We start from the raw sequence: 22,513 nt of genomic DNA, 5'->3' as shown, positions 1-22,513 counted from the left end.
TATATTCAGATCAGGGTAATTTACCACTAATTCGCTTGCTAAACCAATAACGACAATTACTTATCGCTGAGTTTGTTAGATAGGTAGCCTCAGTCACCCATCAATATCAAACCAGTTTATACTTTCGCACTAAGCCTCTTAGCTGGTCATAACTCAAGCTTAGCAGTTTGGCTGCACCACGTTGATTGTATTGAGCTTGTTTCAGTGCTTGGTTTATCAATTTAATGTTCTGCTCATCTTGCCAAGACTTAAAGTCGAGAGGGAAGGCCCAGTCGGTGTCTGTTGACTCAGTTTGAGCCTCTACTGACATTGCTGAGTTCTCACTAGATTCTTGTTCTGTTTCTTCGTCTTTGCGTGCCATGGTGCCCAAATCTCCGAATTGGCTGACAAACGGATTGAAAATGAGTGACTCGATGGGTTGTTCGTTGGTTCCTTGCTGATAGACCGCGCGCTCGACGACATTTTTCAGCTCACGCACGTTACCAGGCCAATGGTACTCATGAATGCTTTGCCACGCATCGTCGGTGAAACCTACGAAAAAAGGCAAGCCTAACTCGCGGCACATCTTAATTGCGAAAAACTCGGCGAGCAGAGGGATGTCTTCTTGTCTGTGTCGTAGCGGTGGGAGGTGAATGACATCAAAGGCGAGGCGATCAAGCAGGTCGGGGCGAAACTTTCCTTTCTCAGCAAGTCTCGGTAAATCTTCATTGGTCGCGCATACTAAGCGGACATTGGCCTCTAGCGCTTTGGCGCCGCCAACTCGCTCATATTGACCATATTCAATTACCCGGAGCAGTTTTTCTTGTACAGATAGAGGCGTAGTGGCGAGTTCATCGAGAAAAAGCGTCCCGTTTTCAGCACGCTCAAACCGGCCTTGATGACGACCTTTAGCGCCAGTAAACGCACCAGACTCATGGCCAAACAATTCTGAATCAATAAGCCCTTCACTTAGGGTCGAACAATTTAGGGACACTAAAGGTTGGTCCCAGCGTTTGGATAGATAGTGAAGTCTCTGAGCAATTAACTCTTTACCAGTTCCGCGTTCACCAATGACCAGTACGGGTCTATCGATCGGGGCTAGTCTGGAGACTTTGTCTAATACCGCTAAAAAAGCCGGAGATTCACCGATTAAGTTCTGCGCCATGATTCCCTCTTCAATGTTGGTAAAAAATACCAATTGTTGGCTTATGCATCTTAGCATGGCGACTGGTGAAAGCGAGTGATTAATGTTAAGTTATTGATATGTAAGAAATGAAAATGTTGGCACGGTACTTGGATTACTGCTATCAACAACCAAAGAGTTCATTGGCGAACTCATCCAGATAGGAGATGTATTATGGGTATTTTTTCTCGTTTTGCCGATATCGTAAATTCAAACATTAGTGCCTTGCTTGATAAAGCGGAAGATCCAGAAAAGATGATTCGCCTCATCATTCAGGAGATGGAAGATACGCTTGTTGAAGTTCGCACCAACTCCGCAAAAGCCATTGCTGATAAAAAAGAGCTGGCGCGTAAAGTAACTTCGATTGAAGAGCAAATTGCAGAATGGGCGCAGAAAGCAACATTAGCACTGACTAAGCAACGTGAAGATTTGGCGAGAGCCGCGCTTATTGAAAAGCAAAAGCTTGAAAACGTTGTAAAAGGCTTGCACGATGAGCAGACCTTAGTGGAAGAAACCATTGACAAACTGACCAACGAGATTGCTAAGCTAGAATCTAAAATCACGGAAACTCGCGCTAAGCAGCAAGCATTGGTGATTCGTTCGGAAGCGGCGAGTAACCGTCGCGATGTACAAAAACATTTGCACACAAGCCGCACTCACGAAGCGATGGCAAAATTTGAGCAGTACTCACGCAAAATTGATGAGCTGGAAGCGGAAGCGGATCTGTACTCCAAAACAGGTAACGCCAAATCTCTCGACCAAGAATTTGCTGAGCTGCAAGCCCAAGATGAGATCGATCAAGAGCTTGCCAAACTTAAAGAGCAGATGAACAAAGACAAATAACAACGGAGTAGGAGAAAAACATGTCGACTTTTTTAATTGCGGGTCCATTAATTGTCTTTCTGATTTTTGTCGCACCGCTGTGGCTTTTTCTCCACTACCGCAGCAAACGCAAGTCAGAGAATGGATTGTCTGAACAAGAGTTTCAAAAATTGCAGTCTTTGTCGCAGCGAGCAGAAAAAATGCAAGCTCGAGTCGACAATCTAGAGCGAATTCTAGATGCAGAGGCACCGAACTGGAGGCAGAACTATGACGCATAGAGAGCTGTATAAAGATCCGGTTAACGGAAAGCTCACCGGTGTCTGTGCAGGATTGGCCAATTATTTTGGGCTTGAGGTGTGGCTGGTACGCATTCTGGTTATCTCCGCTGCTTTATTAGGCGGAAGCTTTTTGGTCATTCTTGCTTACGTGGCCATGAGCTTAATGTTGGAAAAGCAACCTGATAATTTTGTTCAGGCAATGAAAACGAAGCAAGAGCACTCTCTAAAGAGTAAACCTTGGCAGCAAGGACAGACAGCTAAGGATCTCATTAATACGTTGGAACGCGACTTTGACTCAATGGAGCATAAAGTGCGAGACATGGAAGCGTATGTCACATCCGAAGCGTTTAAGGTTAATCGCGAGTTCAGTAAGTTGTAAGCAAACAGGCACAGCTTGTTTGGAATGTTAAAGGCGCTGCGGCGCCTTTTATGTGTTCGGTAATTTATGGCTAATGGGGTGATATTAATCTCAGATGGGTATGCCTTCATCACTTAACAGCGATTTGATCTTTCACTTGACTCTGAGCGAACTCTAATCGCTTGAGCTACGCTATTTTGCGACAAATTCATTAATTATTAATAACTTGGTGGCAAGCACTGACTCTCTAGACTATGTTTAAAAGTACAATTAAAACAAGGTAGTTAGAGAATGAATAGTAAGTTTACCTTGCTGGTGGTCATCACAAGTTTCCTCAGTGGTTGTGGTAAGGAGCCACCACCTGTTCCAGAGCCAGAATCTCGTCCCGCTAAGCTTTTCACCGTCTCCGTCGGCAACAGCCAATTTGAACGTACCTTTCCTGCCACCTCGGAAGCTGGAGATAAAGCAGTACTGGCGTTTCGCGTTCCTGGGCAGCTTGAGGAGATTGCCGTCCGATCGGGCCAGCGCGTTACCAAAGGCGACTTTCTAGCCGGCCTTAATCCAGACGAGTATCAACAACTAGAAAAACAGGCACAGGCGAACTTTAGGCTTGCGGATGTGCAATATCAGCGATCACTTAAGCTTCGCAAAGAGCAAGTCGTCTCTGAACAGGATTTTGACCAAGCGAAAGCGAACATGAACTCTGCCCGCGCTAATTGGTCACAAGCTAAAGCCAATTTAGGCTATACACGGCTACTCGCCCCTTATGATGGCACTATTTCGATTATTCCTGCCGACAACTATGAATACATCCAAGCCAAAGAGGGCGTGATGAATATTCAGTCTAATCAGCTACTCAAAGTGAACTTCCAATTGCCTGATGCGTTACTCAACCGTTTTCAAAGCGGCGCTAAAGTTGAAGCGACGATGAAGTTTGATGCCTACCCAAACAATGATTTTGAACTGACTTTTCAGGAAATTGATACTGAGGCTGATCCGAAAACCGGCAGTTATAAAGTGACCATGGTGATGGAGCGCCCATCAGATGTTGGCATCTTACCGGGTATGGCTGGTCAAGTTCGAGTGATAGCAAAAAGCGCGACAGCGACTGTGATACCAACATCGGCGTTATTTATGGAAGCAGACAAGCAGTGCGTTTGGCGCGTTAATGGGCAAGGTATCGTGGAAAAAGTTGCGGTAGAGCTCAACGAAAAACGTCAGGTAGTGAGTGGATTGAATGATGGCGACCAAATTGTGATTTCCGGGGTGCAAGGCATTGATGCCGGCATCAAGGTTCGCGAGTGGGTCAAAGAGAGAGGGCTGTAAGATGAAGTGTCACTATATGACTACACTTTTGCTTGGCCTTGCCGTTGTTGGTTGTAGCAAACCTGAAGTTGGTGAGCGAAAAGAGGTACCTAAAGTACGAGTGGTAGAACTTGGCCAAACTGAGTTAAAAAACCGGCTCTACTTTCCTGCGTTGGCGAGCGCTGCTGATCGCTCTCACTTGAGCTTTCGGGTTGCGGGTGAGATCAGCTCAATTGATCTCAAGGAAGGCGACTTTGTGAATCGCGGCGATGTGTTGGCGGTGTTGGACCCAACTGACTACCAGCTGGCGGTCGATAATGCGCAGGCTCGCTATACCGTGATCGACAGTCAATACCGACGTTCGAGTCCGCTTGTTAAAAAAGGGCTACTGGCTCAGTCACAATTCGATGAGATAGCTGCGCAGCGTGCTTACGCAAGAGCGGAGCTGGATCTGGCTAAACTTCGTTTGTCATTCACTGAATTAAAAGCACCAGTAGATGGCATTATTTCTCGCGTTTCCGCGGAGAAATTTGAGAATGTGCAAATTGGGCAGCAAGTGGTGAACATTCACAGTGTTGAAGAGGTAGAAGTGGTGCTGCAACTGCCAGATAGCTTCTCGCTCAACCAACCTAAACAAGAAGATATAACCAACATAGAAGCTCTGGTCCGCGTGCCATCCGGTAATGAGTACGCTGCATCACTAAAAGAGTTTACGACTGAGCCTGATCCGGCTCTGGGTACTTTTACTGCCACTTTAGTGCTGCCAATGCCTGAGAACGAATACATTCTTGACGGTATGGCGGTGGATGTAACATCGAATGCATCGGACGTTGGAATGAACTTTAGTGTCGGCGTTAGCGTGCCTATTGAGGCGCTCTTCAATCAAGATGGTGATAGTTTAGTCGCGAATGAAAAATTTGTCTGGGTGGTGAATGACGACAGTACCGTTTCAAAACAACAAGTTGTGACCGGTAAGGTATCCCAGTCGACGATACAGATCCTGAGTGGGCTGGAGGCATCGCAACAAATTGTTGTGGCAGGGATTGCACGACTCAGGGAAGGCTTGAAGGTCGAAGTATTACCGCAGGAGGCGAAGTAATGAGCCAAGAACAACAAAAATCATTACCGCAATCCGATGATGAAATCACAGGGGTAGCGGCGTATTTCATTCGTAATCGCGTCATCAGTTGGATGGTATCGCTGATCTTTTTAATTGGTGGGGTGTCAGCGTTTTTTGGATTAGGTCGACTGGAAGATCCGGCGTTTACTATCAAAGATGCAATGGTGGTTACTTCTTATCCGGGGGCGACGCCTCAGCAAGTTGAGGAGGAGGTGACGTACCCGATAGAGAAAGCGATCCAGCAACTGACTTATGTCGATGAGATCAACTCCATTTCCAGTCGCGGCTTGTCGCAAATCACCGTGACCATGAAAAACAATTATGGTCCGGATGACTTGCCACAGATTTGGGATGAACTGAGACGAAAAGTGAACGACGTCAAAGGCTCTTTGCCACCAGGCGTGAATGAGCCGTCGGTCATTGATGATTTTGGTGATGTATATGGGGTGCTGTTTGCATTAACGGGGGAAGGGTATAGCTACAAAGAAATCCTCGATTATGTGGATTACTTACGTCGCGAACTCGAGCTGGTTGATGGCGTGAGTAAGGTATCCGTGACAGGAGATCAGCAAGAGCAGGTCTTTATTGAGATTTCCATTAAGCGAATCAGTGCGTTAGGTATTGCGCCAAGCACCATATTTAATCTTCTTCAAACTCAGAACATTGTTTCTAATGCCGGTGCCACTCGTATTGGCGATAAGTACATTCGTATTCAGCCAACCGGTGAGTTTACGGACGTTTCCGAACTTGGCGATTTGATTTTAACCGAAGGTGGTGCGCAGGGGCTTATCTTCTTGAAAGATGTCGCGGAAATAAAGCGTGGCTTTATCGAAGTGCCGAACAACATTATTACCTACAATGGTGATGTTGCGCTCAATGTGGGCATATCGTTTGCCTCTGGTGTCAATGTTGTCGAAGTGGGTGATCGTTTGTATCGACGACTCGCTGAACTTAAATTTCAGCAGCCTGTAGGTGTCGAAATCAATGAAGTATATAGCCAACCAAAAGAAGTCGATAAATCCGTTCGTGGCTTCGTCGTTAGTTTGGGTCAGGCTGTTGCGATAGTCATTATTGTACTGCTGTTTTTTATGGGGCTTCGCTCAGGGCTATTGATAGGCTTGATATTGCTGCTAACAGTACTTGGTACTTTTATCTTCATGCAATACATGGCTATTGATTTACAACGAATATCGCTCGGTGCACTGGTTATAGCATTAGGGATGCTGGTGGATAATGCCATTGTGGTGGTCGAGGGGATATTAATAGGCACCCAAAAAGGACGAACCAGGCTCCAAGCTGCCACGGACATAGTAACTCAAACCAAATGGCCCTTGCTCGGAGCGACGGTTATTGCCGTCACTGCGTTTGCACCAATTGGGTTATCGGAAGACTCCACGGGTGAGTACTGTGGTACCTTGTTCTCCGTTCTACTGATATCACTGATGTTGAGCTGGTTCACGGCTATCTCTTTGACTCCATTCTTCGCCGATATCTTTTTCAAAGGTCAGAAGATGAACGAGGGCGATGAAAGTAAAGACCCTTACAATGGGTTTGTGTTCGTCGCCTACCGTAAGTTCCTGGAATACTGCATGCATCGTGCATGGTTAACGGTGGTGGTGTTAGTTGTCGCATTGGTGGCGTCTTTGTATGGCTTTACCCAAGTGAAACAATCGTTCTTCCCTGCATCTACAACTCCTATGTTTCAAGTAGACGTGTGGTTGCCAGAAGGGACCGATATCCGTGCGACCAACACCAAACTCAAAGCGATAGAAACTTGGATTGCCGAGCAGCCGGAAACGGATCATATTACGACGACGGCAGGTAAGGGTTTGCAGCGCTTTATGTTGACCTATGCCCCAGAGAAGAGCTATGCCGCTTACGGGGAAATCACCACGCGAGTGAATAATTACCAAGAGTTAGAACCATTGATGGCGCGTTTTCGCGACTATTTGGATGCGACATTCCCAGAAATCAATTACAAGCTTAAACAGATTGAACTGGGCCCTGGTGGCGGTGCGAAAATAGAAGCGCGTATCATCGGATCGGATCCAACGGTACTGCGTGGTATTGCTTCGCAAGTCATGGACATCATGTATGCCGATCCTGGTGCTTACAATATTCGCCACGATTGGCGCGAGCGTACACAAGTACTGGAGCCTATCTTTAACGAAAGTCAGGCAAGACGTTACGGCATCACAAAATCGGATGTTGATGATGTTTTGATGATGTCGTTTTCAGGAAAAAGTGTCGGTTTATATCGTGATGGCACTACGTTGATGCCGATAGTCGCACGACTGCCTGATGAGGAACGTGTGGATATTCGCAACATAGAAGGAATGATGATCTGGAGCCCGGCTCTTAGCGAATTCATTCCATTCCAACAAGTGACTCAAGGTTATGATACTCGCTGGGAAGATCCTATTATTGTGCGCAAAAACCGTAAACGCATGCTAACCATTATGGCGGATCCTGATTTGTTGGGTGAAGAGACCGCGGCTACGTTACAAAGCCGTCTGCAGCCGCAAATTGAAGCCATTGAGCTTCCACCGGGTTATTCATTGGAATGGGGCGGCGAGTATGAGTCGTCTGGTGATGCACAAGCATCGTTGTTCCAGACCATGCCTCTTGGTTATCTGTTTATGTTCCTCATCACCATTTTCCTATTCAACGCGGTGAAAGAGGCGTTAATCGTGTGGTTAACGGTGCCGCTTGCGGTGATTGGTGTAACTACGGGGTTACTGGCGCTGAATACACCATTCGGCTTTATGGCGTTGCTTGGGTTTTTGAGCTTGTCAGGCATGCTTTTGAAGAACGGCATTGTACTGCTTGATCAAATTGAGATAGAGATGAAGTCGGGCAAAGAGCCGTACTTAGCGGTAGTGGATGCCGCATTAAGTCGTGTGCGACCGGTATGTATGGCGGCGATCACCACGATACTCGGTATGATCCCGTTGTTGCCAGATATTTTCTTTAAACCCATGGCGGTGACGATCATGTTTGGCCTTGGCTTTGCGACAGTGCTTACTTTGATTGTTGTTCCTGTGTTGTATCGGATTTTCCATAGGGTGAAACCGATTTAGCTCAGCCAATAACAGTCGTTGCCCTTTTTTGCTTCTGCGTTAAATAACAAGACGCAGCAAGAGAGGGCAACTCTCCCCCATTTTATAATTCTTTCACCCGCACTCGTTTCACTTTCTCCTCCCTACAATATGAGTGTTAGGTCATATTTTTGCGAGCTAGGTTGGCTCGTGCATCCCTTTATTGAACAGTAACTTAGCCCCTCTCGCAATTAACGATAAAAGTGTGATTTCGGTTCAGAATTTCTCTAGCTTCCAAGATGAAATTCTGTTTAGATAGTTTTTGGTTGATTTATCAAGAATTTGAATAGGTTCATGCGGATATTAATATGTGATGACTCTAAAGTCGCACGCAAAAGTTTAGCAAGCTGTATCGATGCGAGTTTCGCGGGCGATATCGTGTTTGCTGCAAACGGGCATGAAGCCATTGAAATTATCGACAATCAGTCGATTGACGTTGTATTTCTCGATATCACAATGCCGGGTATGGATGGCTTTGAGGTACTTGAGGTTTTACGCCAGCGTCAATGCTCCTCAAAAATCGTCATGGTGTCGGGTGATATTCAAGAGTTAGCGCAAGAGCGCTGCTTTGAGCTTGGTGCGTACGCGTTTATCCAAAAGCCATTAACACCAGAAGCGGCATTGCCGTTGTTTGGTGATTTAAATTTGCCTTTCAATCAACCTGAAGTTCTGCATACTCAGTTCTCTAAAGCGCAGATGTTTGAGCGTTTTCAAGAAACGTCCAATATTGCGCTCGGCGCGGGCGCAGCAACAATTTCCATGTTGCTGAAAGAGTTTATCTTATTGCCAGTCCCAACCGTTGGCGAACTATCATTCAGTGAGCTGACTATGATGATTCAGGACACGTTAACTCGCGAAAACAGTTGTGCTGCAGCGCAGCGCTTTGTGGGAGGCGGACTGCATGGTGAGGCACTGGTGTGTATTGAGGGCGACTCCATTGAGCAGGTCGGTGAGCGTCTTGGGTTTTGTAGCGGCGATGTCTCGAATGATGAGATAGTCGTTAACCTTGTGAATGTTTTGGTGTCGTCGTTCCTAGTGTCTTTGTCTGAGCAGTTGTGCCTTGAGTTTTCCCTTCGAGAGCCCCTTAGAATTAATGACTTCAGCCCGGATAATTCTATGTTAGGTGACAACGAACACGTCTTTACGGTGGAATACACGTACGATGCTGAAGCGTTGGATCTATTTTGTTCGGTATTGTTTATGTTTGACGAAGAGTCTGTGGATATCATTCGTCGCCAAATGGAGCTTCTACAATGACAACCATGACTTTAGATCTCTCCGATTTCCACTGGACGATGCAACTACTGGATACATTGGATGCAGGGCTCGTTGTGATTGATCGTGATTATCGAGTTTGTGCTTGGAATAGCTTTATGCAGAACTACAGCGGTATTCATGCAGAAGCCATCATGGGTAAGAGCTTGTTTCACAGTTGCCCAGATTTGCCGGAAAGCTGGTTACGTGCAAAGTTAGAATCCGCCAGTAAATTGAAGACTCGAGGGTTTTCAAATTGGGAAGATAGACCGGTCGTGTTTGAGTTCAAGAACTTTTCACCTGTATCCCAAGGATTACTAAAAATGTACCAGAACATGGTGATCACTCCGCTAAAATCACCGACCGGCGATGTGACGCACTTTGCGATTATGCTTCAAGACGTAAGCGATGTAGCGAAGAGTAAAATGCACCTAAAGCGCTCAAACGAAAAACTTACCGAGATTGGCCGCACAGATGGCCTGACCGGACTGTTTAATCGTGCCTTTTGGGAAGCCAACTTTGTGGATGAATTCCACATGGTGCAGACCACAGGGCAGGTCTCTTCACTGGTGATGTTCGACATTGACCGCTTCAAGCGAGTCAATGACACCTATGGTCATGCGTTAGGCGATAAGGTGATCAAAGAAACCGCCAAGCAACTAATGAAAGCAGCTCGCGGCACCGATGTGTGTGGCCGTTACGGCGGTGAAGAGTTTGCGGTATTGTTATCAGGTACCACAGCCGATCAAGCGAAGTACTTTGCTGAGCGCCTGAGGAAAAAAATCGAGCAAACGCCCGTAGTGCTAGATGGCAATGAGCTTAACTATACCATTAGCCTTGGTATTACTGAGTGTCGTACCGATGATGCCAATCATCTTCAATGGCTAATGAGAGCGGACAAAGCCCTTTATCAATCTAAAGAGCGTGGCAGAAATAAAACCTCAGTGATTTAGGCCAGTTGCTGGAGCCTATCTTTTAAAGCGTTAGTGTGCGAGCAAGCCGTTAGGAAGGGCTGCTCGTTGTGACAACCGCTTGATGCTTGCGCCTAAGTCCAATAATGATCACTGCCAATACAGTAATGACCACACCGCTGACTAACAAGAAGTTCATCACGCCTAATATGTTTTGCGCATCAATCAGTACTCCCACACAATAAGTGCCTACCGAAAATCCTAGTGAGACGGCAGCAGCCATGTAACCTTGTGATGTTGCAGGAGAATAAGGGCTAATTTGATCTGCGAGTGCGGCAATGGAAATGTCATTCCAGGCGCCATTTATGATAGAGAGTAAGATAAGAGAAAGAGGTAGTATCGCCACGATTTGATTGCCATACATTCCCCACATGACGACTGCAACAAATAGATTAATAACAATGGTGACGAGCCAAAGCGCTTGGGAGCCATGTTTTTCCATCCATTTACCCGCAGGTGCCAGAGAAACCAGTGTGATCATGGCTGCGATCGCCATCCCAAATGCACTGCTTGCCACGCTAACTCCAAATGCTTGCTCAATGATGACGGGGCCAAGCTCAACCATGTTAGAACCGATAAACATCGACAGTGCTACGCACACAACAAAGCCAAACCAAATCGCAGCAGAAGGTTTACGACTTTGCGATACCGTTACTTCGTCATTAGCCGGCTCAAAATTGATAGTAGCAGGCGGGGCAATCGCAATGAGTATGAGCAAAGCAAAATCAAACACAATGAGTGAGACTATTTGTGCTGTTTGCGACAAACCAAAATAGTTGAGTGTTCCGACGGATACCCCAGCAATAGCAACCCCCAACATTTGTATCTGAAATAGACGCTTCAGCGCCCGCGTCTGCATCGCTGGCTGATTATTAAGTTTGAGTGCAAATGTCGGGTTTAGAATAAGGATGAGGTTGCTACCTAATCCCACCAAGATAGCGATCAGCCAGTAGTGCCATACTGTTTGACTTGCCCAGAGTAATATCAGTAACGCCTGACAGTGACAGGCAAGGGCGAAGAAGTGTAATTGTCGATGCCATGAAAAACGATCAGCCAACGCGCCTAGTACCGGTGCAACTAGGCCGATAAGACCCAGAATGAGCATGACTTGACCTACTAAAATCGCGCTTCCGGTACGAGACAAAATAACCGGGGCAATGATGATCGCGACCCCAATCCATTGGACAATGCCCATAGAGGCTTGAGAGAACTGCCAAAGGTTGTTTTTATTCATAATAATCATGGCTAAAGAGTTGAAGCATGATTATATAAAAAGGCGAGCACGGGGACGTGCTCGCTCACTGTCAATAAAATTGAAGCCTAATTGAAAGAGCGGTTATTAGCTCAGTACAAGGCGAGGGTTGGAGACAATTTGCTGCCAACGTTTTTTATGATCTTTAAGGTTTAAGTCGAGCTGTTCGAGTCTTACTCGCAGAAGTGCTTGCTCATATTTCTCTTTAACGCTGGACTTCGCTGAATCGATAACCTGGCTTCGCAATTGATCGTATTCCGTCAACTTACTTAGCAGTAACTGAAACTCTTGCTCTAAGGCTGCTTGAAGCTGGTCTGCATTGGGCAACGTAAAGATTTTATCTTTAGCGTTTGCCATGGTCTGCATCAATCTTGCTTTCTCAATTCGGTATGCTGACACGGTTTTCAGATTTGAAGTTAGGCCTAAGCTCGCACACGAGCGAATCAACCATTTGGTAGGATCGAATTGCCACCAGCGAATACCATTGCGGTAGTCGTGCTCGAAGATGTGATGGAAATTGTGGTAACCCTCCCCGAAGGTAAAGAAGGCCAAAATGCCATTGTCTCTCGCGGTGTTTTTACTGGTGTAAGGTTGAGAGCCCCAGATATGCGCTAGAGAGTTAATGAAAAATGTGGTGTGGTGACTGAGTACTAAACGTAAGGCGCCAACAATCAGCAAAAAGCCCAAAACATCACCGTACCAAAGTCCAAGTGCGAGAGGGATACCAAAGTTCGTCGCCAGAGCAAGTAATACATAATGCTTGTGTTGCCACATGACAATCGAATCTTTTTGTAGGTCGCGACAGTTTCGGTAGTCTTCGTAGCGCTCGGCTTGATATTCTCGAAGCATCCAACCTATGTGTGAGTACCAGAAACCACGCTTGGCAGAATAGGGATCTTTGTCGTTGTTATCGACATGCTTGTGATGGACGCGATGGTCTGAAGACCAATGTAAGGCACTGTTTTGTAGTGCAAATGCTCCGCCAATTGCAAAGAGGAACCTTAGAGAGCGATGAGCTTGATAGGTCTTGTGAGACCAAAGGCGATGATAGCCTGCGGTAATTGATATGCCGCAAAACACGAAAGCAATGACGAGCCAAATCCAGTGAGCTGCGCTGTAGCCTTCAACCATGCCGTACCAAATAACACCGACTGTCGCCAGAATAAATGTGCCTAGAAATATCGTCACATTTAGCCAAATTACCGGAGGCTTTTTCACCGTTTCCATTTACCAACTCCATTTAAGCTTACAACTGTTCGCTAGAATATCAGCGTACACGTGTAAGTCAAAGAGTAAGTTGTTAATTTGTTTGTCGATATTTGCATCAATTGAGAAAAAGCATGCAACTTTTCAGTGCATTCTTAGTGAGTGAGTCTTTGTAACTTACTGACTTTATTGAGTTCACATGAATGGCACACATATTGCTCACCATACTGTCGTTAGTTTGTATACAATTAAAAATACAGAAAGGAAGTCATATGGAACACGACAAAGGCGATCTCATTTATGGATTGGACGACAAACCGTCAGTCAAAGCAGCAAGCTATGCGGCACTGCAGCATGTGCTGGCGAGCTTTGTAGGGATCATCACACCGACACTTATCATCGGCGGCGTGCTTGGTTTGGGCGAGCACGTACCTTACTTGATTAGTATGGCGTTGATGGTTTCGGGCGTCGGTACGTTTATTCAAGCTAGGCGTATAGGCCCTGTGGGCGCGGGCATGATTTGCGTACAAGGAACGAGCTTTGCGTTCTTAGGCTCAGTATTAGGTGCGGGTTTCTTAGTCAAAGCCAATGGCGGTGGTCCTGATGAAATGTTGGCGACGATTTTCGGCGTTTGCTTTTTTGGCGCGTTTGTCGAGATAGTGTTGTCTCGTTTTATCGATAAGCTCAAAGTCGTCATCACACCAGTCGTGACCGGCATTGTTATCACTACCATTGGTATCTCTCTAATTAAGGTCGGTGTAACAGACATCGCGGGTGGTGTCGGTGCAGAGGACTTTGGGTCAGCGAACAACCTATTATTAGGCAGCCTAGTGTTAGGCATTATTGTGGCGCTTAATATGAGTCGCAACATTATGGTAAGACTGTCCTCAATTCTTGTGGGATTGTTAGTGGGCTGGTTAGTGGCTTTGATGATAGGAAAAGTATCGATGGCTGATTTCTCTGCTCAGCCGCTATTGAGTATTCCTATTCCGTTTAAGTACGGCTTTGCGTTTGATTGGCAAGCATTTTTGCCTATCGCTTTTATCTATTTAATTACCGCTATCGAGTCAACCGGTGACCTGACGGCTAACTGTATGTTCTCGAAACAGCCTATCAGTGGAAATGGTTATCTGCAGCGCATCAAAGGTGGCGTTCTAGCGGACGGTATTAACTCGCTAATTGCTGCTACTTTCAATACGTTCCCAAATACTACATTCAGTCAAAATAATGGGGTGATCCACTTAACCGGGATTGCGAGTCGATACATTGGCTATTTCATTGCCGGGATCTTATTCGTACTCGGTCTGTTTCCTGTATTGGGGGCGGTATTGATGACTATTCCAAAACCCGTTCTTGGTGGAGCAACACTGGTTATGTTTGGCACTGTTGCAGCGGCGGGCATCAAAATCATCGCTAACGAAGAACTCGACAGACGCAAGATCATGACGATTGCTATCTCATTCGGTTTAGGGCTGGGCGTCATGCTAGTTCCAGACCTGTTGAAACAAGCCCCTAAGTTGGTGCAAACCGTGTTGGGATCGCCTGTTACTATGGCGGGTGTTGCTGCATTGACAATGGCCGGCTTACTGTCGCTAGTCCCAGAGTCGGAGAAGTCGCCAAAGCAAGTTGAAGCGTCTGAGGCATAATCTAAAAAGAGACATCCTGCGGGATGTCTCTTTCGTTTTCACTTAGCGAGAGTTGATGAGCATTTCGGCCAACTCGGCAAAGCCATAGCCCCCGTTACCTGCCGTAACAAAGCTTGGTAGTGTGCTGAGTTTTCCTAACAGAGGAGTAATGTTGTTTACCCCAAACGTCACAGGAAGCCACTCAAACATCGCTTCATCGTTGAGTGAGTCGCCAATATAAGCCACATTGGACAGATTCAACGTTGCAAAATCTGGCTGTTGCTTAAGGTAGTGTTCACTTGATATGCGCTTACTGTGTTCTCCAACCCAAACGTTAATGTGAATGGAGCTTTGAGTGGCTTTCACCTTCTGTCCATTCAATGTCAGTTGGCGAATCTCACTGAGCAGCTTTGCTGCTACATCCTCTTCAACAGGGTCGCGATCTTGCCCAAGATTAATCGCGACATCGCAGAAGCGAAAATCCTGATCACTGGCAAAGTCGATACCGGGATAGTCGCGTAGCAACTGAGTCAGCTGTTTAATGAGAGCTTGCTGTTGCGCTCGCATCGTGGGAAGTGGGCTGAGTGACTGAGTATGGAAACCGGACTGATTCTTCTGCATCCAAAATGCACCATTTTCGCCGATAACACCATGAAGCGGCCACAGTTTCGCAATTTGGTCACACCAACCAGCACACGCACCAGTAACGGCGACAACCTTGATGCCTGCTTTTTGTAGTTTCGATAAAGCGTCGAGTGTTTCTGGCGGAAGTTGTCCTTGCCACGTCAAAGTATCATCGACATCGGTTAGTAACCATTGGATCTCTTTTGCCTGAGCGTGAGACAGCGCTGCTAAAGACTTAGGCATTCATAACCTCTTGTGGTTGCGTTTTGCTATCAAAGTGAATGCGTTTTGATGTTTTACTATCAAAAAGGTGGATGTGTTCTACATCGATATCAAGGCCTAGTTTGTCGCCAATGGCGATTTTTGAGTGCCCCTCAACACGTACGACAAGTTTTTGAGGTTGTGAGCCGAGTGTTTTGCAGTAGAGCAGTAAGTCGGCACCCAGCGCTTCGATGAGCTCCACTTCGACATGGAACCAAGGATTGTCCTCATTGAGAGATAAATGCTCTGGCCTTAGACCTAATTTTATCTCGCCAAGCCCAAGCGACGAGGTATTGATATCCATACGCGCGTCATCAAGTTCAATACCTTCAATGGATACACTGGCATCAAGGATGTTCATTGACGGTGAACCAATAAAGGTCGCCACAAAGAGAGAGGCGGGATTATCGTAGATTTCAAGCGGTGTTCCGACTTGCTCAACGTTGCCTTTGTTGAGGACGACAAGTTTGTCTGCGAGTGTCATAGCTTCCACTTGATCGTGAGTCACGTAAACCGACGTCGTACCTAAGCGGCGCTGTAGACGTTTGATCTCCAGGCGCATTTGAACGCGTAGCTTTGCGTCTAGGTTCGAGAGAGGCTCATCAAATAAGAATACTTTGGGTTCACGAACGATAGCGCGCCCCATGGCAACACGCTGTCGTTGACCACCAGACAGCTGCTTAGGTTTGCGATCGAGCAGACCATTTAGTTCGAGCATGTCTGCCGCCTCCGATACCAAGCGTTGGATTTCTGCTTTTGGTGTCTTACGATTTCTTAGGCCATAAGCCATGTTGTCATAGACGGTCATATGTGGATATAGCGCATAGTTTTGAAACACCATGGCAATATCACGCTCGCCTGGTTCGAGATTGTTAACGGTTTTATCGTCGATTTTCAGGGTGCCAGAGGTAATCTCCTCAAGACCCGCGAGCATACGCAGCAGTGTCGACTTGCCACAGCCACTTGGACCAACCAAAACGACCATTTCGCCGTCTTCAATGTTCAAATTAATGTTTGGGATCGCTTGGTAGCCATTTGGGTAACATTTAGCGATGTTTGAAAGAGTAAGTGTAGACATTTATTTCTCCGAATCTACCAAGCCTTTGACGAATGCTTTTTGCATAGCAATCACAACAATGACGGGTGGCAACATTGCGATGATGGTGGTTGCCATAATTTTGTTCCATTCAATGACGCCATCCACCACACCGAGCATCTGCTTAATCCCCATGACGATGGTGTAGTACTGGACGTCGGTTGTGATCAATAGCGGCCACAGATACTGGTTCCAGCCATAGATAAAGGTAATCACAAATAGGGCAGCGATGTTTGTGCGAGACAGTGGCAGCAAAATATCAAAAAAGAATTTAATAGGGCCGGCGCCATCGATTCGTGCTGCCTCAACCAACTCACTAGGGATCGTCATAAAGAACTGACGGAACAAGAAAGTGGCTGTAGCACTGGCGATCAATGGAATCGTTAGGCCATAGAATGAGTTGAGCATATTGAGGTTAGTAATGACCTCAAATGTCGGCATGATCCTCACTTCAACGGGCAGCATTAGGGTGAAAAAGATCATCCAGAACGCGATCATCCGACCGCGAAAGCGAAAGAACACGACGGCGTACGCGGACATAATCGAGATCACAAGTTTTCCAAGCGTGATACACAGCGCCATGATTAGCGAGTTGGTCAACATGTGTGTAATCGGCAACGCACTGTTGTTAAAAGAGCTTTGGTTACTGAGTAGTTCACCAAACACACTCAGGCCAAGGTCACCAAACCACAGAGGAGTTCCGGTGGCGAATGCGGTATTGTCGTGTGTAGTCGCAACCAAGGCGATCCATACAGGGAGCGCTATAGAGATAATGCCCAGCGCCAAAATGACATGACAGAAAATCGTGAATAGGGGGCTTCTTTCTACCATTAGTACGCCACCTTCTTCTCAACATACTTAAATTGAATCACCGTGAGTAGCGCGACAAGAATCATTAGGATGACCGATTGCGCGGCGGATGAGCCGAGATCTAAACCGATGAATCCATCGTTATAAACTTTGTAAACCAGAGTAGAGGTACTGTTGCTTGGTCCACCTTGAGTCATAGCATGAATGATGGCGAACGTATCAAAGAAGGCGTAGACAAAGTTTACGACCAACAAGAAGAAACTGGTGGGTGAGATAAGAGGGAAGCTGATGGTTAAGAATCGCTTAATTGGACCGCTGCCATCAATAGCTGCCGCCTCATGCAGTGATTTCGGTACCGATTGCAGCGCTGCCAAAAAGAATAGGAAGTTGTAGCTGATCTGCTTCCACGTTGAGGTGATAACGACCATCCACATTGCATGAGTGCCATTTAGAGTCGGGTTCCAGTTAACACCGAACCACTTGAGTATATCTGTGATAACACCAATTGTTGGGTCGAACAGAAACAGCCAGAGTGAGCCTGCGACCACCGGTGCGACGGCATAAGGCCAAATTAAGAAAGTGCGGTACATGGTCGCGCCCCGCACTATATGCTCGGCAAACGCCGACAAAATCAAGGCGCTCACCAAGGCCAATACTGCTACGCAAACACTGAACTGTATGGTGGTAAAAAAGGAGTCAAGGTAATAGCTGTCATTGAGTAGTTTGCTGAAGTTTTCTAACCCGACAAACTCTCGACTAATGCCAAATGCGTCTTCCAATTGTGAAGATTGGAAAACGGCCTGACCGGCTGGCCAGATAAAAAATACGATTGTGATCACCAACTGCGGCGCTATCAGCGCATAAGGCAACCACTTATTTTTGAATACAACTTGTGAAGACATAAACGATACCGAAATGCCGCCACTCAACGACAGTGGCGGCGTAGACAAGACAACGGGTTATTTCTGTGTGCGCTCAAAGCGACGAAGCTGTTCGTCACCACGGCGAACCGCGTTGTTCAGTGCAGATTTAGCTGAGGCTTTGCCTGCCCAAACCGCTTCTAGCTCTTCATTGATGATGTCGCGAGTTTGCAGAAAGTTACCAAAGCGGATCCCTTTAGAGTTGGCCGTCGGCTCCGTCGATGTCATTTGAATGACCGCGGTGTCCGTGCCAGGGTTCGCCCTATAGAAGCCTTGTTGCTTGGTGAGTTCATACGCCTGTTTAGTGATCGGTAGGTAGCCAGTGAACTGGTGCCAATCAGCTTGGACTTCTGCGCTTGAAAGGTAGCTAAAGAATTTCGCTACACCTTGGTATTCTTCAGTTGAGTGACCGCGTAATACCCAAAGAGATGCGCCGCCGATAATGGTGTTTTGTGGCTTTGCAATCAGTGCATCATCGTAAGGAAGCTCTGCAACACCGACATCGATGCCTTTCATGTTCTCTTGGATACCAGCAAGGCCAGCAGATGACCCCATGGTCATTGCACATTCCTGAGTGTAGAACAGTGGCATACCATCCGATTGGCGGCCACCATATTTATACAAACCTTGTTTTGACCATTCGCCAAGCTGCTCAATGTGTTTTACATAAGGTGCAGCGTTGAACTTAAACTCGGCGTCAAAACCACCAAAGCCATTGTTTTGGGTCGCAACCGGAATGTTGTTGCGCGCGCCAAAGTTCTCGATTTGAGTCCAGGATTGCCATGTGGTGGTGAAACCACACTTGGCACCAGAGGCCAGCAGTTTGCGAGACACCTGTTCCATCTCTTTCCAGGTTTTTGGTGCAGACTCGATACCGGCTTTGGCAAACATATCTTTGTTGTAGTACATCACTGGGGTCGAGCTATTAAACGGCATCGACAGCATTTGACCATCGTTGGTGGTGTAGTAGCCCGTTACAGCAGAAAGATAGTTTTCTGGGTTGAACGGCTCTTTGGTATCGGCCATTAGCTCATAGACAGGGTAGATGGCTTGTTTTGCGCCCATCATCGTTGCTGTGCCTACTTCAAACACCTGCACAATAGCTGGCTGCTCTTTCGCGCGAAATGCCGCAATGGCACTGGTCATGGTTTCAGCGTAGCTACCTTTATAGACAGGTTTTATTTCATAGTCATCTTGGCTGGCATTGAAGTCAGCAGCGATGTCATTCACCTTTTGACCTAGAGCTCCGCCCATTGCGTGCCACCATTCGACTTCCGTTTTCGCTTGAGCATTTGTGCTCATTAGCGCCACTGCCACCGCCATTCCAGTGAGGTGTTTTATAGACATATCGTTTCCCTTTAACGTGAAAGTTTCTATTTTCAGTTCGAAAAAGCAGAGGTTCACTTGATGTAGAGTCACTGCTTCAAAATGTTCAAGTGAAAGTTAAACCGGACAAATGACGATTAAGTGACAATTAAATGAACTTATTTGAAATCTTTTATGGCCATTGAAACGCCATAAAAGCGCAATAATAGTGTCACAGAGAGTTGTAATGCTTTCATTTGAATGTAAATGAAAATGGTAAAGGAACCGATGAAATTAACAGCGCATCGCGGCGTATCCAGTCTTGCACCCGAAAATACCTTGGCGGCGTTTGAACAAGCGTCATTGTTGGATGTTGAATGGATTGAGATAGACGTTCAACTCAGTCAGGATAAGGTACCCGTTGTTATTCATGACCGAACGGTCAACCGCTGCACCAATGGCAGTGGTCGAGTCGCCGATTTGAGTGTGCAGGCGCTTAAATCTTTGGACGCGGGGCTTTGGTTTGGTGATGCTTACCAAGGAGAAACGATCCCTACTTTGGCGGAAACCTTACTGTTGGCGCATCGTCATGGCCTGACGGTCAATATAGAACTAAAGCATTATGAAGGTGACGATATAGAGCTTTTGTGTGAGCAAGTCAAAATGGTGATGACAGAGCTAAATGTTGCTTCCCAGCACGTGCTGTTTTCCAGTTTTTGTACCCAGGCCTTGCAGACTATGCAGCGTATTATGCCCACAATACGCCGCGGTCAATTATGGCAGCAAATACCTGCTGATGCGCTGAGCCTGTTGAGTGACCTTGACGCATACAGCGTGCATTGCGATTACCGCTTCCTCGATGAAAAGACCGCACGATGGATAAAGTCTTCGGGTTACCAGCTGTATTGTTACACTCCTAACCATCCTGAGTTGGTTGAGCCACTGTGGGGTTGGGGGGTGGATATGATGATCAGCGATGCACCGCAGGACTATCTATCGCAATCCTCTACGCAGCGTACTCAAGAGCCTGTAGAAGCGTAATATTGAAGAGGGGGGGGGTGCCATTGCTATGCACAATTTGAGTTTACGGCAAAAAAGTATGATTGATCTGATTCATACTCAAGAGTATTGCACTATCGAGGCGCTAGCGAGTCACTTTGATGTCACGACTCAAACTATCCGCCGAGATATTAATCAATTGTGCAGTCTTGGACTGGCGCGTCGCCATCATGGCGGGGTGGGTTTACCAACGACGTTAAGTAATCGCAGCTTTACCTCGCGTAGTGCGACTAATTTGACGGAAAAACAACAGATCGCCAAGCAAGTGGTGTCGAAGATCCCAGATGGCTGCACGTTATTTCTTGGTATTGGCACCACGATTGCCGCGATAGCTGAGCAACTTGGCGATCACAAACATTTGCGAGTCGTCACCAATAACTTTCAAGCTGCGCATATCTTAGCTGAATTCGAACAGGTAGAAACCTGGCTTGCTGGTGGGCGGTTACGCACGAATGATGGCGATGTGGTTGGCGATCATGTGGCGAGCTTTTTTGGCCAGTTTGCTGCTGATATTGGCATTGTGTGCTGCGCGGCGGTGAATAAGGTCTCTAGCGTCACGGACCTGACGGCTTTAGAGCCCAACAAAGAGGAGTTTGCTTTGGAGCATGAACTACGTGAAGCCGCGGTTAGTCAGTCCATTCTTGCAGGAGCACAGCAAAGATGGCTGGTGGCAAACAGCACAAAGTGGCAAAGCAAAGCCAGTGCACGGGTAGCACCATTAAGTTACTTTGATCGTGTATTTGGTCGCCCTAAACTGTGAGGCACTGTGCGTTAAGCCACATGATCTTCCGATTCCGTTTGAGGTGGAAAAGTATGATATATGGCTTTAAATCGCTCTAAATTGTTGAGTAGTGTATCAACCAGCAGTGGATCAAATGCGGCTCCAGCCTGTTCAGTAAGGTATTGCTGAGTGTCTTCAAGACTCCAAGCTAACTTATAGCTTCGTTTACTAAGAAGTGCGTCAAAAACATCGGCTATGGTGATAATTCTTGCTTCTAAAGGGATATCTATTCCACCGATCTTGGTGGGATAGCCAAGCCCATTGAATCGCTCATGATGAAAGTAGATGATGTTCTTAAGGAACGTTACTTCAGCGCTTGAGGCACTCACTACATCGATATCGGCGATCACTTCATCAATGATATCGACGCCATAATCAACATGCTTGTTCATGACCGCGCGCTCTTCCGGTGTATAACGGTGTGGGCTGAATAAGATGTGATCGGGGATACGGTATTTGCCGATATCGTGGAACGGTGAATAAAGCTCAATCCACTGAATGAATCGGTGATCGACAGGCATTTTATGGGCCAGCAACTCGGCCAAAAGTTTGCTGTATTGACTCATACGCTGTAAGTGATCCGCAGTTTCTGGATCTCGTTTATGGCTGATCTTTAGTGCTAGCTTTAAAGCCTGAACAAACATTTGATGCTTATAACGGTCATGGCAAAGTAGGCTGATGATCACTTCTCTGACAAAGAGAAGATCGGTGTGCAAAGCGCCGTTATCAAAGTAATCAGTCTGAGTGGCATTAAAAAACAGCACCGCGCCAAAGCCGCTGTCGATATTAAGCCCCATGGTAAAGCTGCTTTGATGTCCAAGCGCTATAAGACGTCTGTTGCGTGCGTTTGAGTTGAGCTCTTTTAGATTGCCAACGACTCTAATTTCTTGATTTTCAATGATCCTCATCAGTGGGGAGCACTGCGCTGAGTGCATAGCGATCACATCAAATTTATCGGAGTCATCTTGAAAGTCGATGACATGAAAGTTCTCAAGGTGATCGGCTGACGTTACCGCGAGGCACAACCGTGATAGCTGTGGGTATTTGGTTTTTAGAGTGTTAAATAAGTCATCAATGCCGTTGCGGCAACTCAGAGCTCTGTTGGTGCTGGCAATACAATCAATATAGTCCATACATTATTATCATTAGTTTTAATATGGTTAATTAATAGTAGCCAGTGAGAGGCTGTTCCGACAAGTGATCGAT

Annotated in this window: 20 protein-coding genes; 11 read left to right on the top strand and 9 right to left on the bottom strand. The window is 46.6% G+C overall.

The window, feature by feature from the left end:
• Positions 1 to 106 precede the first annotated feature (106 nt).
• A complete protein-coding gene (pspF, locus tag AAA946_RS09910) occupies positions 107 to 1,144 on the bottom strand; it encodes a phage shock protein operon transcriptional activator (RefSeq protein ID WP_338164717.1) in 1,038 nt (345 codons plus the stop codon).
• Between the two features lie 192 nt (positions 1,145 to 1,336).
• On the opposite strand from pspF, the gene pspA reads away from it, so the two are divergent.
• The 8 genes from pspA to AAA946_RS09870 all read left to right on the top strand — a co-directional run bounded on the left by pspA (position 1,337) and on the right by AAA946_RS09870 (position 10,350).
• On the top strand, positions 1,337 to 2,005 hold the full coding sequence (pspA, locus tag AAA946_RS09905; RefSeq protein ID WP_338164716.1) for a phage shock protein PspA: 669 nt from the start codon (positions 1,337 to 1,339) through the stop codon (positions 2,003 to 2,005).
• 20 nt (positions 2,006 to 2,025) lie between these two features.
• Positions 2,026 to 2,262, top strand: coding sequence for an envelope stress response membrane protein PspB (gene pspB / locus AAA946_RS09900; RefSeq protein ID WP_338164715.1), 237 nt, complete (start codon positions 2,026 to 2,028; stop codon positions 2,260 to 2,262).
• Complete coding sequence (gene pspC, locus AAA946_RS09895; protein WP_338164714.1) at positions 2,222 to 2,641, top strand: envelope stress response membrane protein PspC; 420 nt, start codon at positions 2,222 to 2,224, stop codon at positions 2,639 to 2,641. Before pspB ends, pspC begins: the two co-directional genes overlap by 41 nt.
• 270 nt (positions 2,642 to 2,911) lie before the next feature.
• Positions 2,912 to 3,946: an efflux RND transporter periplasmic adaptor subunit gene (locus AAA946_RS09890; protein WP_338164713.1), complete on the top strand. Its 1,035-nt coding sequence runs from the start codon at positions 2,912 to 2,914 to the stop codon at positions 3,944 to 3,946.
• A gap of 1 nt (position 3,947) precedes the next feature.
• Positions 3,948 to 5,024 carry an efflux RND transporter periplasmic adaptor subunit gene (locus tag AAA946_RS09885; protein ID WP_445206072.1) on the top strand — a complete coding sequence of 359 codons (1,077 nt, stop codon included), beginning with the start codon at positions 3,948 to 3,950 and terminating at the stop codon, positions 5,022 to 5,024.
• Positions 5,024 to 8,125, top strand: coding sequence for an efflux RND transporter permease subunit (locus AAA946_RS09880; protein ID WP_338164711.1), 3,102 nt, complete (start codon positions 5,024 to 5,026; stop codon positions 8,123 to 8,125). Before AAA946_RS09885 ends, AAA946_RS09880 begins: the two co-directional genes overlap by 1 nt.
• 312 nt (positions 8,126 to 8,437) lie before the next feature.
• Positions 8,438 to 9,400: a response regulator gene (locus tag AAA946_RS09875; protein ID WP_338164710.1), complete on the top strand. Its 963-nt coding sequence runs from the start codon at positions 8,438 to 8,440 to the stop codon at positions 9,398 to 9,400.
• Positions 9,397 to 10,350 (top strand): sensor domain-containing diguanylate cyclase, encoded by a 954-nt coding sequence (locus AAA946_RS09870; protein ID WP_338164709.1) that lies wholly within the window; start codon positions 9,397 to 9,399, stop codon positions 10,348 to 10,350. Before AAA946_RS09875 ends, AAA946_RS09870 begins: the two co-directional genes overlap by 4 nt.
• 49 nt (positions 10,351 to 10,399) lie before the next feature.
• Here the strand turns inward: AAA946_RS09870 and AAA946_RS09865 are convergent, their stop codons facing one another.
• Entirely contained in the window at positions 10,400 to 11,602 is a 1,203-nt protein-coding gene (locus AAA946_RS09865; RefSeq protein WP_338164708.1) for a hypothetical protein, read from the bottom strand.
• Between the two features lie 105 nt (positions 11,603 to 11,707).
• Entirely contained in the window at positions 11,708 to 12,847 is a 1,140-nt protein-coding gene (locus AAA946_RS09860) for an acyl-CoA desaturase (RefSeq protein WP_338164707.1), read from the bottom strand.
• A gap of 251 nt (positions 12,848 to 13,098) precedes the next feature.
• Between AAA946_RS09860 and AAA946_RS09855 the strand changes: the two genes are divergently transcribed.
• Positions 13,099 to 14,472, top strand: coding sequence for a nucleobase:cation symporter-2 family protein (locus AAA946_RS09855; protein ID WP_338164706.1), 1,374 nt, complete (start codon positions 13,099 to 13,101; stop codon positions 14,470 to 14,472).
• Positions 14,473 to 14,514: 42 nt separating this feature from the next.
• Here AAA946_RS09855 and AAA946_RS09850 read toward each other — a convergent pair whose 3' ends face one another.
• From AAA946_RS09850 to ugpB, 5 genes are read right to left on the bottom strand one after another with little or no spacing between them, the layout of a single operon-like run.
• A complete protein-coding gene (locus AAA946_RS09850; RefSeq protein ID WP_338164705.1) occupies positions 14,515 to 15,318 on the bottom strand; it encodes an HAD family hydrolase in 804 nt (267 codons plus the stop codon).
• On the bottom strand, positions 15,311 to 16,414 hold the full coding sequence (locus AAA946_RS09845; protein WP_338164704.1) for a sn-glycerol-3-phosphate import ATP-binding protein UgpC: 1,104 nt from the start codon (positions 16,412 to 16,414) through the stop codon (positions 15,311 to 15,313). The genes AAA946_RS09850 and AAA946_RS09845 overlap by 8 nt, the downstream gene beginning before the upstream one ends.
• The gene (gene ugpE, locus AAA946_RS09840) at positions 16,415 to 17,263 is read right to left on the bottom strand and encodes a sn-glycerol-3-phosphate ABC transporter permease UgpE (RefSeq protein WP_338164703.1); all 849 of its coding nucleotides are present in this window, start codon (positions 17,261 to 17,263) and stop codon (positions 16,415 to 16,417) included.
• Positions 17,263 to 18,144 carry a sn-glycerol-3-phosphate ABC transporter permease UgpA gene (gene ugpA / locus AAA946_RS09835; RefSeq protein WP_338164702.1) on the bottom strand — a complete coding sequence of 294 codons (882 nt, stop codon included), beginning with the start codon at positions 18,142 to 18,144 and terminating at the stop codon, positions 17,263 to 17,265. The genes ugpE and ugpA overlap by 1 nt, the downstream gene beginning before the upstream one ends.
• A gap of 57 nt (positions 18,145 to 18,201) precedes the next feature.
• Positions 18,202 to 19,509: a sn-glycerol-3-phosphate ABC transporter substrate-binding protein UgpB gene (gene ugpB, locus AAA946_RS09830; RefSeq protein WP_338164701.1), complete on the bottom strand. Its 1,308-nt coding sequence runs from the start codon at positions 19,507 to 19,509 to the stop codon at positions 18,202 to 18,204.
• A gap of 246 nt (positions 19,510 to 19,755) precedes the next feature.
• Here ugpB and AAA946_RS09825 point away from each other — a divergent pair, with 246 nt between their 5' ends.
• Positions 19,756 to 20,508 carry a glycerophosphoryl diester phosphodiesterase gene (locus AAA946_RS09825; protein ID WP_338164700.1) on the top strand — a complete coding sequence of 251 codons (753 nt, stop codon included), beginning with the start codon at positions 19,756 to 19,758 and terminating at the stop codon, positions 20,506 to 20,508.
• A gap of 28 nt (positions 20,509 to 20,536) precedes the next feature.
• Entirely contained in the window at positions 20,537 to 21,286 is a 750-nt protein-coding gene (locus AAA946_RS09820) for a DeoR/GlpR family DNA-binding transcription regulator (RefSeq protein WP_338164699.1), read from the top strand.
• Positions 21,287 to 21,297: 11 nt separating this feature from the next.
• Here the strand turns inward: AAA946_RS09820 and AAA946_RS09815 are convergent, their stop codons facing one another.
• Entirely contained in the window at positions 21,298 to 22,440 is a 1,143-nt protein-coding gene (locus AAA946_RS09815) for an HD-GYP domain-containing protein (RefSeq protein WP_338164698.1), read from the bottom strand.
• Positions 22,441 to 22,513: the final 73 nt, after the last annotated feature.

Origin of the sequence: Vibrio sp. 10N, assembly GCF_036245475.1 — a bacterium.
In the GTDB taxonomy this organism is placed as follows: domain Bacteria; phylum Pseudomonadota; class Gammaproteobacteria; order Enterobacterales; family Vibrionaceae; genus Vibrio.
This window is presented reverse-complemented; position numbering and strand designations above follow the sequence as displayed.

Bases quoted from the DNA above. Each gene is read 5' to 3' on its own strand.
- pspF (WP_338164717.1), bottom strand. From the start codon at position 1,144: ATGGCGCAGAACTTAATCGGTGAATCTCCGGCTTTTTTAGCGGTATTA.
- pspA (WP_338164716.1), top strand. From the start codon at position 1,337: ATGGGTATTTTTTCTCGTTTTGCCGATATCGTAAATTCAAACATTAGT.
- pspB (WP_338164715.1), top strand. From the start codon at position 2,026: ATGTCGACTTTTTTAATTGCGGGTCCATTAATTGTCTTTCTGATTTTT.
- pspC (WP_338164714.1), top strand. From the start codon at position 2,222: ATGCAGAGGCACCGAACTGGAGGCAGAACTATGACGCATAGAGAGCTG.
- AAA946_RS09890 (WP_338164713.1), top strand. From the start codon at position 2,912: ATGAATAGTAAGTTTACCTTGCTGGTGGTCATCACAAGTTTCCTCAGT.
- AAA946_RS09885 (WP_445206072.1), top strand. From the start codon at position 3,948: ATGAAGTGTCACTATATGACTACACTTTTGCTTGGCCTTGCCGTTGTT.
- AAA946_RS09880 (WP_338164711.1), top strand. From the start codon at position 5,024: ATGAGCCAAGAACAACAAAAATCATTACCGCAATCCGATGATGAAATC.
- AAA946_RS09875 (WP_338164710.1), top strand. From the start codon at position 8,438: ATGCGGATATTAATATGTGATGACTCTAAAGTCGCACGCAAAAGTTTA.
- AAA946_RS09870 (WP_338164709.1), top strand. From the start codon at position 9,397: ATGACAACCATGACTTTAGATCTCTCCGATTTCCACTGGACGATGCAA.
- AAA946_RS09865 (WP_338164708.1), bottom strand. From the start codon at position 11,602: ATGAATAAAAACAACCTTTGGCAGTTCTCTCAAGCCTCTATGGGCATT.
- AAA946_RS09860 (WP_338164707.1), bottom strand. From the start codon at position 12,847: ATGGAAACGGTGAAAAAGCCTCCGGTAATTTGGCTAAATGTGACGATA.
- AAA946_RS09855 (WP_338164706.1), top strand. From the start codon at position 13,099: ATGGAACACGACAAAGGCGATCTCATTTATGGATTGGACGACAAACCG.
- AAA946_RS09850 (WP_338164705.1), bottom strand. From the start codon at position 15,318: ATGCCTAAGTCTTTAGCAGCGCTGTCTCACGCTCAGGCAAAAGAGATC.
- AAA946_RS09845 (WP_338164704.1), bottom strand. From the start codon at position 16,414: ATGTCTACACTTACTCTTTCAAACATCGCTAAATGTTACCCAAATGGC.
- ugpE (WP_338164703.1), bottom strand. From the start codon at position 17,263: ATGGTAGAAAGAAGCCCCCTATTCACGATTTTCTGTCATGTCATTTTG.
- ugpA (WP_338164702.1), bottom strand. From the start codon at position 18,144: ATGTCTTCACAAGTTGTATTCAAAAATAAGTGGTTGCCTTATGCGCTG.
- ugpB (WP_338164701.1), bottom strand. From the start codon at position 19,509: ATGTCTATAAAACACCTCACTGGAATGGCGGTGGCAGTGGCGCTAATG.
- AAA946_RS09825 (WP_338164700.1), top strand. From the start codon at position 19,756: ATGAAATTAACAGCGCATCGCGGCGTATCCAGTCTTGCACCCGAAAAT.
- AAA946_RS09820 (WP_338164699.1), top strand. From the start codon at position 20,537: ATGCACAATTTGAGTTTACGGCAAAAAAGTATGATTGATCTGATTCAT.
- AAA946_RS09815 (WP_338164698.1), bottom strand. From the start codon at position 22,440: ATGGACTATATTGATTGTATTGCCAGCACCAACAGAGCTCTGAGTTGC.